13 protein-coding genes are annotated in these 13,981 nt (G+C 70.0%); 4 read left to right on the top strand and 9 right to left on the bottom strand.

Annotated features, from left to right (window positions below; all coding sequences use genetic code 11):
- Positions 1–65: 65 nt before the first annotated feature.
- The 5 genes from OG972_RS30895 to OG972_RS30875 all read right to left on the bottom strand — a co-directional run bounded on the left by OG972_RS30895 (position 66) and on the right by OG972_RS30875 (position 5,337).
- On the bottom strand, positions 66–974 hold the full coding sequence (locus tag OG972_RS30895) for a carbohydrate ABC transporter permease (protein ID WP_266987017.1): 909 nt from the start codon (positions 972–974) through the stop codon (positions 66–68).
- Positions 971–1,900, bottom strand: coding sequence for a carbohydrate ABC transporter permease (locus tag OG972_RS30890; RefSeq protein WP_266987015.1), 930 nt, complete (start codon positions 1,898–1,900; stop codon positions 971–973). The genes OG972_RS30895 and OG972_RS30890 overlap by 4 nt, the downstream gene beginning before the upstream one ends.
- Positions 1,901–2,009: 109 nt before the next feature.
- Complete coding sequence (gene araD / locus OG972_RS30885) at positions 2,010–3,746, bottom strand: L-arabinonate dehydratase (protein WP_266987013.1); 1,737 nt, start codon at positions 3,744–3,746, stop codon at positions 2,010–2,012.
- Complete coding sequence (locus OG972_RS30880; protein WP_266987011.1) at positions 3,743–4,645, bottom strand: dihydrodipicolinate synthase family protein; 903 nt, start codon at positions 4,643–4,645, stop codon at positions 3,743–3,745. The genes araD and OG972_RS30880 overlap by 4 nt, the downstream gene beginning before the upstream one ends.
- A gap of 32 nt (positions 4,646–4,677) precedes the next feature.
- Positions 4,678–5,337, bottom strand: a complete 660-nt coding sequence (locus OG972_RS30875; protein WP_266987009.1) for a GntR family transcriptional regulator — start codon at positions 5,335–5,337, stop codon at positions 4,678–4,680.
- 218 nt (positions 5,338–5,555) lie between these two features.
- Between OG972_RS30875 and OG972_RS30870 the strand changes: the two genes are divergently transcribed.
- Positions 5,556–6,764 (top strand): MFS transporter, encoded by a 1,209-nt coding sequence (locus OG972_RS30870; RefSeq protein WP_266987007.1) that lies wholly within the window; start codon positions 5,556–5,558, stop codon positions 6,762–6,764.
- 44 nt (positions 6,765–6,808) lie between these two features.
- Here OG972_RS30870 and OG972_RS30865 read toward each other — a convergent pair whose 3' ends face one another.
- Entirely contained in the window at positions 6,809–7,987 is a 1,179-nt protein-coding gene (locus OG972_RS30865) for a hypothetical protein (RefSeq protein ID WP_266987005.1), read from the bottom strand.
- Entirely contained in the window at positions 7,984–8,958 is a 975-nt protein-coding gene (locus OG972_RS30860; protein WP_266987003.1) for a 5-dehydro-4-deoxyglucarate dehydratase, read from the bottom strand. The genes OG972_RS30865 and OG972_RS30860 overlap by 4 nt, the downstream gene beginning before the upstream one ends.
- 260 nt (positions 8,959–9,218) lie before the next feature.
- On the opposite strand from OG972_RS30860, the gene OG972_RS30855 reads away from it, so the two are divergent.
- The 3 genes from OG972_RS30855 (at position 9,219) to OG972_RS30845 (ending at position 11,693) form a co-directional block, all read left to right on the top strand.
- On the top strand, positions 9,219–10,028 hold the full coding sequence (locus OG972_RS30855; protein WP_266987001.1) for an NAD(P)-dependent oxidoreductase: 810 nt from the start codon (positions 9,219–9,221) through the stop codon (positions 10,026–10,028).
- A gap of 192 nt (positions 10,029–10,220) precedes the next feature.
- Positions 10,221–10,451 carry a hypothetical protein gene (locus OG972_RS30850; protein WP_266986999.1) on the top strand — a complete coding sequence of 77 codons (231 nt, stop codon included), beginning with the start codon at positions 10,221–10,223 and terminating at the stop codon, positions 10,449–10,451.
- Between the two features lie 36 nt (positions 10,452–10,487).
- Positions 10,488–11,693, top strand: a complete 1,206-nt coding sequence (locus OG972_RS30845) for a TerD family protein (RefSeq protein WP_266986997.1) — start codon at positions 10,488–10,490, stop codon at positions 11,691–11,693.
- A 109-nt stretch (positions 11,694–11,802) separates the two neighbouring features.
- Here OG972_RS30845 and OG972_RS30840 read toward each other — a convergent pair whose 3' ends face one another.
- Positions 11,803–12,033: a hypothetical protein gene (locus OG972_RS30840; RefSeq protein WP_037711258.1), complete on the bottom strand. Its 231-nt coding sequence runs from the start codon at positions 12,031–12,033 to the stop codon at positions 11,803–11,805.
- Between the two features lie 78 nt (positions 12,034–12,111).
- Positions 12,112–13,692, bottom strand: a complete 1,581-nt coding sequence (locus OG972_RS30835) for a TROVE domain-containing protein (protein ID WP_266986995.1) — start codon at positions 13,690–13,692, stop codon at positions 12,112–12,114.
- Between the last annotated feature and the right edge of the window lie 289 nt (positions 13,693–13,981).

The following is a 13,981-nucleotide window of genomic DNA, read 5'->3' as shown; positions in this document are numbered from 1 at the left end:
GGTCATCGGGGGGTCTCCTCGACCGGGCAGGACGGGGGTGGCGGCAGCGCGCTGCGGAAGGGCTGTCAGCCCTTCACGGCACCGGCACTGAAACCGGTGATCAGCCACTTCTGGATGAAGGCGAAGACGATCACCACGGGGACCGCGGCGATCACGCCACCCGCGGCGAGCGCCCCCAGGTCGACGCTGTCCGCGCCGATGAGGGTGTTCAGGCCGACCGGGATCGTCTGCTTGTCCTGCTCGCTGAGGAACATCAGGGCGAACAGGAAGTGGTTCCAGCTGTGCACGAAGGCGAAGGAGCCGACGGCTATCAGTCCGGGCCGCAGCAGCGGCAGCACCACCGCGCAGAAGGCCCGGAAGCGCGAGCAGCCGTCCACCCAGGCCGCCTCTTCCAGCGTGGCCGGGACGTTCTTGATGAAACCGCTGATCAGGATGATGGAGAGCGGCAGCTGGAAGACCGTCTCGGCGATGACGACGCTCCCCAGGGAGTTGATCATCTGGAGGTTCTTGAAGATCTCGAAGAGCGGTACGAGCATCAGGGCGCCCGGGATGAACTGCGAGCAGAGCAGCGCCAGCATGAAGCCGTTCTTGATCCGGAAGTCGAACCGGGCCAGGGCGTATCCGCCGGCGAGGGCGACGAGCGTGGTGGCGATCAGCGTGCAGACGCCGACGATCATGCTGTTCTGGAAGAAGACGGCGAAGCTGCGCTCGTTCCAGACCTTCGAGAAGTGCTCCCCCGTCATCGGCCACGGCACGAGCGAGGTGGATCCGGTGGGCCGTACGGCGAAGAGGAACATCCAGTAGAACGGGATGAGGGTGAAGAGCAGATAGATGCCCAGCGGCAGGTAGATCTGCCAGCGCGGTACGTCGTCGAAGGCGCGCTCACGCCTGCGGCGGCGCACGGTGGGCGGCGGGGTGTCCCGTGCGGGCTCCGCGACGGTGTCGGTGTGCTTCTCGGCGAGTGCGGCAGTCACTTGTGGTCGCCTCCGAACTTGCTCAGGCGCAGGTAGACGATCGAGCAGAAGAGGAGGATCACGAAGGCGACGGTGGTGAGCGCGGAGGCGTAGCCGAAGTCGTGGCCCTCGATGCCGGTGTTGGCGACGTAGAGCGGCAGGGTGGTGGTCTCGCCGGCCGGTCCGCCGCCGGTGAGGGTGTAGAGCAGGTCGACGTTGTTGAACTCCCAGACGCCGCGCAGCAGCGTGGAGAGGATGATCGCGTCCCGCAGGTGCGGCAGGGTGATGTGGAAGAACTGGCGCATCCGTCCGGCGCCGTCGACCGCTGCCGCCTCGTACAGCTCCTTGGAGACGGACTGCAGGTCGGCGAGGATGAGGATGGCGAAGAAGGGGACCCCGCGCCAGAGTTCGGCGACGGTCGCGGCCCAGAAGACGGTGCCGGTGTCGGAGAGCACGGAGGTGCCGTAGTCGCCGATCCCGGCATCCGCGAGGTAACGGCTGAAGCCGGTCGAGGAGTTGTAGAGCAGGATCCAGATGGTGCTGGTCAGCACGCCGGAGACGGCCCACGGGGAGAAGACCATGGCGCGGGAGATGCCGCGGCCGATGAAGGTCTGGTTGACGATCAGGGCCAGCGCGAGGCCGAGCGTGAGCTGGAGCGCGACCTGGGTGACGACCCACTGGGCGCTGAAGCCGAGCGTCGTCCAGAACTGGTCGTCGTCGGTGAAGATCCGGGTGAAGTTGTCGAAGCCGGCGAAGCCGTTCCGCCATGGCTTGGTGACGTTGTAGTTCTGCAGGCTGTAGTAGAAGACGCTGACCACCGGGTAGGCGATGAAGCCCAGCATCAGCAGCCCCGCGGGGGCGATGAGCAGATAGGGCAGTCGGCGGGGGTTCGCGGAGCGGCGCCGGGGCACCTTGGGCGGTGTGGCCACGGCGGTGGCTTGGGCCATGACACGTCTCCGTTCTGAGGGAAGTGCGGGTGACGGTGGTGCGCAAGCGCTTACCGCATGATGTTCGGTATGCCGAACATGCGGTGCGCCGGAATTCTCGGTGGGGCGGTCAGCCCGCGTACGGGTCGGGCACTTCTCCCTGCCGGGCCAGGAAGGCGAAGTCGCAGCCGGTGTCGGCCTGGGTGATCTGGTCGTGGTAGAGCGCGCCGTAACCGCGCTCGTACCGGGTGGCCGGCGGCGTCCAGGCGGCCCGCCGGCGCTCCAGCTCCTCGTCCGGCACATCGAGATGGAGCAGGCGCGCCTCGACGTCCAGGGTGATCAGGTCACCGGTGCGGACGAGCGCGAGCGGACCGCCGACGTACGACTCGGGGGCGATGTGCAGCACGCACGCCCCGTAACTGGTGCCGCTCATCCGGGCGTCGGAGATCCGCACCATGTCCCGAACGCCCTGCTTCAGCAGATAGTCGGGGATCGGCAGCATGCCGTACTCGGGCATCCCGGGGCCGCCCTTGGGTCCGGCGTTGCGGAGCACCAGGACATGGTCCGGAGTGAGGGCGAGCGCCGGGTCGTTGATGGTGCGCTGCATCTCCTTGTAGTCGTCGAAGACGACCGCGGGTCCGGTGTGCCGCAGCAGTTCCGGTTCGGCGGCGATGTGCTTGATGACCGCGCCGTCCGGGCAGAGATTGCCGCGCAGCACCGCCACGCCGCCCTCCTCGGCGAGAGGATTGTCCCGCTCCCGGATGACATCGGAGTTGTGCACGCGCGCCCCGTCGAGCTGCTCGCGGAGCGTGTCGTGCGAGACCGTCGGCCGGTCCAGGTGGAGTACGTCGGTCAGCCGGGCCAGGAATCCGGGCAGCCCGCCCGCGAAGTGGAAGTCCTCCATCAGGTACGCCCCGCCGGGGCGGAGGTTGGCGAGGACGGGGACCGTGCGGGCGATCCGGTCGAAGTCGTCGAGGGTGAGCTTCACTCCCGAGCGTCCCGCCATGGCGATCAGATGGATGACGGCGTTGGTGGAGCCGCCGAGCGCGAGGACGGTGGCGACCGCGTCCTCGTACGCCTCCGCGGTGAGGATCGACGACAGCTTCCGCTGCCGCCACACCAGTTCGACGATCCGGAGCCCGGACTGCGCCGCCATCCGGTCGTGCCCGGAGTCCACCGCCGGGATCGACGAGGCTCCCGGCACCGTGACACCGAGCGCTTCGGCGGCGGCCGTCAGGGTGGACGCCGTACCCATCGTCATGCAGTGGCCGGGCGAACGCGCGAGTCCGTTCTCCAGTTCACCCATCTCGCAGTCGCCGATGAGCCCGGCCCGCTTGTCGTCCCAGTACTTCCACATGTCGGTGCCGGAGCCGAGGACCTCGTTGCGCCAGTGCCCCGGCAGCATCGGTCCGGCCGGCACGAAGACGGTCGGCAGGTCGACGGATGCGGCGCCCATCAGCAGCGCGGGCGTCGACTTGTCGCAGCCGCCCATCAGCACGGCGCCGTCGACCGGGTAGGAGCGCAGCAACTCCTCCGTCTCCATCGCGAGCATGTTGCGGTAGAGCATCGGGGTCGGCTTCTGGAACGTCTCCGAGAGGGTGGAGACCGGGAATTCGAGCGGGAATCCGCCCGCCTGCCAGACGCCTCGCTTGACCGCCTGCGCGCGGTCGCGCAGATGGACATGGCAGGGGTTGATGTCGGACCAGGTGTTGAGGATCGCGATGACCGGCTTGCCGAGGTGCTCCTCGGGGAGGTAGCCGAGCTGCCGGGTGCGGGCCCGGTGACTGAACGAACGCAGCCCGTCCGTCCCGTACCACTGGTGGCTGCGCAGCTCCTCGGATCCGATCCTTCCGTCCTGGCCGGTCATATCGACCACCCGGCGACCTCGTCGGCCACCTCGGCGCGCTGCGCCTGCGGCAGCTCCCGGCTGGGCGGGCGGACATCGCGGCGGCAGAGTCCGAGCGAGGCCAGGGCCTCCTTGACGACCGTCACGTTGTTGGCGGACTGACGGTCGGCTCGCAGCTCCTCGAAGCGGCGGATCTGCTCCCAGACCTTCATCGCCGCCGCGTGGTCGCCGGCTCGCAGCGACTCCAGCATGGCGAGCGAGACTCCGGGGGCGACATTGACGAGTCCGGAGGTGAAGCCGGTGGCGCCGGCGGAGAAGTAGGCCGGCGCGTACAACTCGGCGAGACCGGCGATCCAGACGAACCGGTCCAGTCCCGCGTCCCGGGCGAAGGCGGCGAACCGCGTGACGTCCGGGACGGCGTACTTCACACCGATGACGTTGGGGCAGCTGTCGGCGAGCCTGGCGAGTGCCTCCCCGCCGAGCTGCGGGTTGCGGATGTACGGGACGACGCCGAGCCCGGGGACGGCTTCGGCGATCGCCCGGTGGTAGTCGACCCAGCCTTCCTGCGAGACGTACGGGTGGACGGGCTGATGGACCATCACCATTTCGGCACCGGCGTCACGGGCGTGCTCGGCCGCGGCCACGGCGGTCGGCACGTCGTGCCCGACCCCGACCAGGATCGTGGCGCGGCCGCCCACCTCGTCGATGGTCAGCTCGGTGACGGTGCGCCGCTCCTCGGGGGTGAGCGCATAGAACTCCCCGGTGTTGCCGTTCGGGGTGAGGATGCGTACACCGCCGTCGAGGAGCCGCCGCAGCAGGGCGCGGTGGGCGGCCGTGTCGATGGTTCCGTCCGCGGCGAACGGGGTCACCGGGATCGCCACGACATCTGCGAGGGCCGCCTTCAGCGGTGTGAGGTCCATGCGGACAGGCCTTTCGTCGGTGTGCTGGTGGTTCACGCCCCGTCCCCCTCGGTCTGCGCTCCGGCGGGGAAGGCACGGCTGACGAACGACGCGATGTGATCGCGCAGGGCCCCGGCCGCGGCGTCCGCGTCGTCGGCGAGCGCGAGCCGCAGGATCTCCCGGTGCTCGGCCGCCTCCCGCTCCCAGGACGGGATCGTCGCCCAGGCGACGGTCGACACGAGCGCCGCCTGGTCGCGGACCTCGTCGAGCATCCGGGCCAGCAGCGGGTTGCCGCAGGGCAGGTACAGCGCCCGGTGGAAGTCGCGGTTGGCGAGCGACCGGTCGGCCTTGTCACCGGCGGAGTCGGCCCGCTCCAGGGCTTCCTGGGCCGCGTCGAGCGAGGCCCTGCGCGTGATGGAGCGGCGCAGCGCCTCCGGTTCGAGGAGCAGCCGTACGTCGTACACCTCGCGGGCCATCTCCGCGTCGACCAGCCGCACGGTGACGCCCTTGTACTGGCTCATGACGACGAGCCCGGTACCGGCGAGGGTCTTCAGAGCCTCGCGCACCGGGGTCTTGGAGACCCCGAACTGTGCGGCGAGTTCGGTCTCGACGAGCGCCTGCCCTGGTCTCAGCTGCGCCGTGAGGATCGCGTGCTTGATCGCCTCCAGCACGTACTGGGTGCGGGACGGAATCGGGGTGGGCGCAAAGGTCATGGGTGAAGGGCTCTCGCATCTCACGTATCGCGTCTCATATATGACGTACGAAGTACGACGCGATGAAGCTAGAGGTGGGCCGAATGTTTCGTCAACGCTTCTGGCAGAAGAACTTTCGGCAACCTCGGTGTAGGGCATCTGCCCGATGCCCCGGCCCGTCCTTAGTCGCCAGCATGAGTTCCTGACGGAACCCCAGGTCAACGAGGTACGGGGGCGCGATGACAGGGGCGGCGGCAGGAAAGGTGCTGCGGGACCGCAACGCCGGGCTGTATCTGACGGCGGTGGTGGTCTCCGGCTTCGGGACGTCCGCGATGTGGCTCACCGGCGGGATCTGGGTCAAGTCCCTCACCGGGTCGGACAGTCTGGCGGCGCTCGCCGTGTTCGCCATGTGGCTTCCCGTGCTGACCGGTCCCGCACTCGGCGCGGTCGCCGACCGGGTGCCCCGCAAACCCTTGCTGATCGGGGCGAGTCTCGCCATGGCAGGGCTGCTCACCTCGCTGCTCGCGATCGATTCGGCGGGGCGGATCTGGATCCTCTTCGCGGTGCTCGTGCTGTACGGGGTGAGCGGTGTACTGATGGACTCGGCCGAGTCGGCGCTCGTCGCGCACACCGTCGATCCCCGGCTGCTCGGTGACTTCAACGGGTTCCGCATGATCGCGAACGAGGGCATGAAGCTCCTCGCACCACTGACCGGCGCCGGGCTGTACGCGCGGTTCGGCGGCGGCGCGGTGGCGCTCCTCGACGCGGCGTCGTTCGCCCTGGCCGCCGGGGTCTACGCACTGCTGCGGGTACGGGAGCCGGCCCGGCCCGCCCGCACGGACCGGCGGGGCGAACTGGCGGCGGGAATCCGGCAGGTGTGGGGGTCAACGGTGCTGCGGCCGCTGGTGCTTGCGGGTGCGGTGACGATGCTGTGCGCCGGGCTCAACGGGGCCGCGCTCTACGCGGTCGTCGACGACGGGCTCGGGCACTCCCCCACGTACGCGGGTGTGCTGTACGCGGTGCAGGGCGGCGGGTCGATCGCAGTCGGGCTGCTGGCCGGCCCACTGCTGCGGCGCCTGCCCGAGCGGGTGTTCACCGCGGCCGGGATCGCCCTGTTCGCGCTGGCGGTGGGGGTGCGGGCGCTGCCGTACGACGCGGTGGCGCTGGTCGCGAGCGCCGCGATCGGGGCGGGGCTGCCGTGTGTACTGATCGCCGCGATGACGGCGGTGCAGCGGGAGACGCCGGACCGGGTCCTGGGCCGCACGAGCGCCACCGCCAACTCACTGATGATGGTGCCGAACGCGGTGGCACTGGCGCTCGGCGCGGGGCTGGTCGCTGTGCTGGACATCCGGGTGCTGCTGCCACTCATCGGTGCGGCTGGCCTGCTGACGGCGGTCCTGCTGGTCACGGACCGGCGAGTGGGGTCTCCCCTGCTCGAACGGAGTTGAGAGCTTGGGGATGGCTGACGGGCACCCCCACCGGTCCGCGTCCGTCATCGACCGAGGCGTGAAAGCGCCTCGGTGACGGCCTCGATGTCCGGGTCGGATGCCAACCCGGCGTGGTACAGGCGTAGTTGGTTCGCACCGAGCGAGGCCGCATGGGCGGCGTCACGCTCCAGCGTGGCGGGGCTGCCGCCCATGCCGGTGACCACGGTGAAGTTGGCGGCCACCACCCCCTGACGTCCGGCGAACGGGCCGAGGTACGTCTCGCGCTGGGCGTCACCGCCCGTGCAGGGCAGCACCACACCGTCCGCCACGCCCATGATGTGCTGCGGGTCGACACCGACGTTCGCGCCGGAGCGGTGCGGGGCGGGGTCGGCGTGCAGCAGCACCTGGAAGCCTGCTCCGGCCGCCGCACGCACCGCGGCGACCGCGGACTCCTGGAGCGTACGGGCGACCCGGCCGCGCCACTGGAGAGTGGCGGCGGCGAGATCGGCGCCGAGGAGCTTCTCGACCCCCGACCAGCCTGCCTCCGAGGAACCGGAACCGGCCCAGGCGGGCTCCAGGGCCGCGCGCACGGAGCCGCTCAACTCATCCGGGTTCAAGCCGTGTTCGGTGTAACCGGTCCGGCAGTCGGGACAGAAGCAGAGCGACATGAGGTACTGCGACGCGTCCCCGAGCCCGACTCCCGCGATCTTGTCGTGGGCGTGCAGATGCGCGAAGCCGTACCAGCCGCAGGACTCCAGTTCGGTGCCGCGCGCGCCGTCGCGCACCGCCGCCTCCGCGGCCAGGTCCACGAGGTACGCGCGGACCGCGGGCTGCGCGATGCAGGGCGCCCAGGGGTAGCGGTCACCGTACGCGTTGACCACCGAGGTGTCCGGATGTTCCGCGCCCAGGCGGGAGTTGTGCGCGAGAACCACCCAGCTGTGCACCTCCAGACCGGCGTCCGTCAGCGCCTGCGCGGCCTCGGCGTACGCATCGTCCGAGGCCACCCAGGACTGCGCGTAGGGGCGCAGCTCGCGCCCCGCCCACCGCCCGGGGTCCGGCGGGTACAGCACCGCGGCGTGCTCGGCGGTGACGATCCGGCGACCGGGATGACGCGGGGTCAGCGCCCGGGTGGAGTGGTAGGCGGCGGCGAGCGTCACCTGCTGGACGCCGAGGTCGGCGACGCGGGTTGCCGCGTCCGGGTCCCCGACGACGTCCCAGGGGTAGAGGAAGGCGGAGGCCCTCATCCGCGCTCCCCCGACGCAGCCTCTTCCTGCCCGTACTTCTCCAGCAGGGCGCGGCCGCGCTCGATGATCGCGGCCAGCTCCTCGACGTGGGCGGCGGGCGGCTCCGTGAGCGGGCTGCGGACGTCGCCGACCGCCAGGCCCTCCAGCCGGACGGCAGCCTTCACCAGTGAGACGGCATAGCCGCGGCCCTTGGCGCGCAGTTCGACGAGCGGCCGGTAGAAGTGGTCGAGCAGTGCGTTGGCCAGCTCGTCGTCGCCGGATTCCAGCGCCCGGTAGAAGGCGAGGGCGATGTCGGGCGCGAAGGCGAAGACGGCGGAGGAGTAGAGCGTGACGCCGATGCCGCGGTAGGCGAGGCCGGTGAGTTCGGCGGTGGGCAGCCCGTTGAAGTACAGGAAGTCCTGGCCGGGCAGTTCGGTACGGACGGCGCTGACGATGCGCTGCATCAGGTCGAGGTCGCCGTAGCCGTCCTTGAGTCCGATGATGCCGGGCGTCCGGGCCAGGGCGACGACGGTCTCCGGGGTGAAGACGGCGTTGTCGCGCTGGTAGACGATCGTCTCCAGACCGGTGGCGGCGGCCAGCGCCGCGTAGTGGCCGAGCAGTCCCTCCTGGTCGGCGAAGACCAGGTACGGGGGCATGGCGAGGAGTCCGTCCGCGCCCGCCTCCTCGGCGAGCTTCGCGTACTGGATCGCGAGGGCCGTGCCGTATCCGGCGCCGGCGACGACGGGCACCTCCCCGGCGGTCTCCTCGACCGCCGCGGCGACGACGAGCCGGAACTCCTCCGGCGTCAGCGCGTGGAACTCGCCCGTGCCGCAGCAGGCGAAGACGGCAGCCGCACCTGCGTCGATCCCGCTGCGCACATGCGCCCGGAAGGCGTCGAGGTCCACGGCGCCATCCGGTCCGTAGGCAGTGACGGGGAAGAAGAGCGGCCCGGCGACATGGGTGAGTCGGGCGGCAAGGGGGGCTGAGGTCACGGGCGCTCCCTGAGCAGGTTCAGGCGTGCACAATTCTGATCGATGTCCATACTTATGAACACGGTCACGCTAAGGCAGCCACGCGGCGCAGGTCAAGACGGGAACGCGCGCCACGGAGCCGAAGTTGCACCGATCTTCTCCGCCGCGCGCGAGGTGCGCGACACTTGACGCGATGCGACCGCACTTCCTAGCGTGTCCATACATGTGAATACAGTCCATGCATTTGATGTGTCGCACGTATGCACCGAGGAGATCCGCGCATGCCCGCTCCCCGCACCGTCCTGCTCACCGGCGCCGCCGGCGGCCTCGGCACCCTGATGCGCGGACTGCTGCCCGCGTACGGCTACGAGCTCCGCCTCTTCGACGTCGCCCCGATCGAGGGAGCGCCGGACGCGATCACGGCCGACCTCGGCGACAAGGAAGCGCTGCGGGAGGCCGTGCGGGGCGTCGACGCGATCATCCACCTCGCGGGCATCTCGCTGGAATCCTCCTTCGACAAGATTCTGCGGGCCAACATCGAGGGGACGTACAACCTCTACGAGGCGGCGCTCGAGGAAGGCGTCCGACGCATCGTGTTCGCCTCCTCCAACCACGCCATCGGCTATCACCCGCGCCCGCTCCCCGGCGACCCGCTGATCCCGATCGACACACCGCGCCGCCCCGACACCTTCTACGGCCTTTCCAAGTCCTTCGGCGAGGACCTCGCCCAGCTCTACTGGGACAAGCACGCCATGGAGACCGTGTCCGTACGCATCGGCTCATGCTTCATGGAGCCGACATCGGTACGGATGCTGTCGGTCTGGATGAGCCCCGGCGACGGCGCCCGGCTCCTCCACGCCGCACTCACCGCCGAGGAGGTCGGCCACACCGTCGTCTACGGCTCCTCCGACAACACCCGCCTGTGGTGGGACCTGACGACGGCCCGGTCGCTGGGATACGAACCGCAGGACGACTCGGAGCAGTACGCGGAGAAGCTCGTCGCCGAACAAGGCGAACTCGACCCGGACAACCCTGACCATGCCCACCTCGGTGGACACTTCGTCACCGACCCGCCGGTCTGGCCGTACTGACCCGACCGGAGGAACGAAGGGGTCCGACCGCGCCTGCGGGGTACGGACCGGGCTCCCTGAAGAACAGGAGGCGGCGGCCCGGCTCCTTGCCCGTTCCGCGCGGCCGCGGTCCGCAGAACGCGGTGCGCTCGCCCACACGCGGCAGGATATTCGCGCGACGTCGCACCCGTGCACCGGGCAGGATGCGGATCCATGCCGAAACCATCCGGATTCCAGTACGAGCAGCACGCCGACTCGAGCGTCACCCTCACCCATCACGGCCGCCCCGCGGGAACCCTGCGCGGCAGCCGGGCGGAGAAGTTCCTGGCCGAGGTGGCGTCCGGGGACGCCCAGCTGGTGATGGCCCGCTGGACCGGCGCGTACAAGCACGGCAACGAGCGGACGGCCCGCAGCCACCCCCGTAACCAACCCGGCAGAAGGTAAGGGAACGGCAAAGCCGGGTCGTTCGTTACCCCGTGCATGACCGCTATGACACCCGGCTCGAACATCCCTCTCTCCGCCGCCCGTGTGGCGGTGGACGTCGCCGCCCCGGTACGGCTCGACGTCTCGGGCCTGCTGCTCACCGTCGACGGCAAGGTGCGTTCCGACGACGACTTCATCTTCTACAACCAGCCCACGGGCCCGGGCGTGACCTACCGCTCAGGCGGCGGCACGGCGCCGGACGCGATCGTGGTGGACACCACTGCGGTGCCGCCCGGCATCGAGAAGATCGTCGTCACGGCCAGCCCGGACGCGGCGGGCCAGACCTTCCAGGGCATCGAGCCCACCGCCACCGTGCGCAACGCGGACGACGGCAGCGTCCTCGCCACCTTCACCCCGCCCCGGCTGGGCGCCGAGACGGCGCTCGTGGTCATCGAGGTCTATCTCCGCAACGGCGCCTGGAAGGCCCGCGCGGTCGGCCAGGGCTATGCGAACGGGCTGGCCGGCATCGCCACGGACTTCGGTGTCTCGGTCGAGGAGGAGCCGGCCGCCGCGCCCGCCCCGGTCGCACCCCCGGTGCCCGCCGCCGCCCCCGTGGACCCGCGGATCGCCGCTCCTCCGGTCCCGGCCGCGCCGCCCGCTGCCGCTCCGGCGCCCGCCGGCTCGGGCAAGATCAACCTCGACAAGGGCCGGGTCAGCCTCCAGAAGAACCAGACGGTGTCCCTGGTCAAGGGCGGCCGCCCGCTGCTCTCGCAGGTCAAGATGGGGCTCGGTTGGGAACCCGCGTTCCGCGGCAAGGACATCGACCTCGATGCCTCGGTGATCGCCTACGGCCCCAACCGGAACCACCTGGACAGCTGCTACTTCGGCAAGCTCTCCATCCTGAACGGCGCGATCAAGCACTCCGGTGACAACCTCACGGGCGAGGGCGCGGGCGACGACGAGGTGATCGTCGTGGACCTCGGCCGGATCCCCCCGGAGGCGACCGGGCTGGTCTTCACGGTCAATTCGTTCACCGGCCAGAAGTTCACCGAGGTCGCCAAGGCCTACTGCCGGCTGGTCGACGCGGCGACCGGTGAGGAGCTGGTCCGCTTCGACCTGACCGGCGCCGAGCCGCAGACCGGCGTGATGATGGCGAAGCTGATCAAGCAGTTCTCCGGCGAGTGGGAAATGACGGCGCTGGGCGACTTCGTGAAGTCGCGCACCGTCCGCGGCATGGTCAAGCCCGCCGCCCAGGCGCTGTAGGGCTGCGAGAAGCCCCTGGCACGCCTTCAGGGGCACCTGCGGGTGCAGGTGCCCCTGAAGCCGGAGAGCGTGACGGGGACGCGGACACTGCGCGTGCTCGCCGCCTCTCTCAGAGCTTGGTCAGCTTGGAGTACGGGCTCAGGATCCTCCCCTGTCGCCCCGAGAAGTCGATGAGCACTGCGTCGTTGTCGCCCTCGACAGCAAGGACTCGGCCTAGTCCGAACTGGTCGTGCGACACCCTGTCGCCCACATCGAACAATTCGACCGGTGGGGCCGCCTGGGCCGGGCGGTTGAAGGGACTGGAAGGCAGGTGACGCCGGGATCCGGCTGACTGTTTCATTACCTTGAGTATGCGCCCTGGGAACGCCCGACGCCATGCCCGACCACTCCTGGGGGCGCACTGATGCCGGATTCGTAATCAGCGATTCCAGGGCCAGTCGGCGTCCCTACCCGCTTCGAGCAGGGGCACCATGCGGAATGCCGCGTCCGAAAGACCCCCGAAGGTGTGGCGGTTCGCACTTCCCGACGGGGCGTGACCGACCTGGTATCCGGCCAGATTCCAGGTGTAGACGGGCACGTCGGACGGCACGGCCGCGGTGGCATCCACGGCGTACGAGAACGACGCCTGCTCGTCGGTGACGATCAGTACGCGGTCGTGCTTGCGGAAATGCCGACGCACCGCCTCCGCGGTGTTGGTGCCGCCGAGGTCACCGAAGCGCTCCAGGACCTTCAGGACGGACTCGCCCTTCCGGTACGCAACTGATGCGCTGTTCGTGCCGAACTGCACCAGATCGGCCTCGTCGGCCCGCAGCGCCAGCGCCGCACCGAAGATCGCGGCGGCGTCGGCCCGGTTGAGCTGGGAGCGGTCCGAGAGAGGCGACCACATCGAGCCCGAGCGGTCGACCAGGACCAGCGTCCGCCCGCGCAGGGCGGGGACACGCGCCAGCGAGTGGCCGAGCGCCTGCTCCAGCGGGTAGGCCCAGCGCAGCGACGGAGCGTGCCGGTACGCCGCGAGATAGCGGAACGGGAACTGCCGCGATGCGGCGACCACGGCCGGGTCGGAGATCTTCGCCGCCACCTGGGCGGCGACCTCGTCCGAGACACCCGCCTCGTCGAAGTTCCGCAGGTTGCGGACGAGTGCCATCGCCCCCATCGACGGGATCACCGCCTCCCAGGCCGCGGCGTCCATCGGCCCCTGCAACCAGCCCGCGAGGGCCTCCCAGGTCATGCCCGCCGCGGCCAGTCGATCGGCCCCGCCGGGTGCGGTCACGGCGGCCCGCCGCTCCTCGACCGGCAGCTCCATCAGCGCGCGGTGGGCGGTGAGGATGCGGTTCGAGGCGGGCGGAACCGCCGCCTCCGGGTGGTGCCTGCGATCGAGCGCGTAACGGAACAGCTCGCCCTGCCCTGCCTTTTCCGGGTCGGGCGCGGCATGCACCAGGTTCAGGATGTCGCCGAAGCGGTAGCCCTTGGACGCGGTGTCGTACTTGAGCAGCGATGTCGCGTGGTAGAGGCGGCGTACGGCATCGGCGATCCCGCGCTTGACGGGCTTCGGCACGGCGCGGCCGTACCGCGAGGTCCAGTACCCGAGCAGCTCACCGGGCTCGTCGGCGCGCAGCAGGACGGAGTCGACGACCTGCCGGTTGGACGGTCCGTCCTCGGCACCCGCGTCGAGCCGCGCCTTCACGTACTCGGCGGCGCCGACGATCGACGCGGTCCGCATCCCGCCCTCGTGGCGCAGCCACCCCAGCAGACCGGCGGTCCACTCGGGGTCGCCGACGGCGAGGATACGCACCAGCTCCGCGAAACGGCTGTCGCGCTGCTCGGCGTTCTCGTAAAAGGTCTCCTGCGAAACGAAATTGGCGACCGCGAGCAGAAAGAGCTCGGAGCGGTTGTCGCGAAGATGTCCGCGGCCGCCCTGATGGGTGGGCGCGGTGCGCCCGGTGGACTGCACGGGCGAGGCGACACGGGGCTTGGTGGTACGGGCGTTGAAGCGGGTCATGATGAATTCCCCCGAATTCATTCGGAGGAGGAACAGCGCGTGCGGTGCCCGAGATCAGGAGGCGGCGACGGAATTTCTGATGCTCTACCCAGTTGAGCTACCGGCCGTGGCCGGACGGGACTTGAACCCGCAACCGTCAGTTCACATGAAGTAGCCGTCGCCTGCGCACCGGGCACTGCCGACGCTGCGCCTCCCGAGATCGGATTCGGCGGCGGCGGAACTTGTTTCGAAGAAGTAGCCGCAGCCTGCGCACCGGGAGGTGCATGCAGTTCGTGAAGTTGTCTGTGAC

This window comes from Streptomyces sp. NBC_01669 (genome assembly GCF_026339735.1).
In the GTDB taxonomy this organism is placed as follows: Bacteria; Actinomycetota; Actinomycetes; order Streptomycetales; family Streptomycetaceae; genus Streptomyces; species Streptomyces yanii.
Note: the sequence above shows the minus strand (reverse complement) of the source record. Positions and strands in the feature narration are given on the sequence as shown.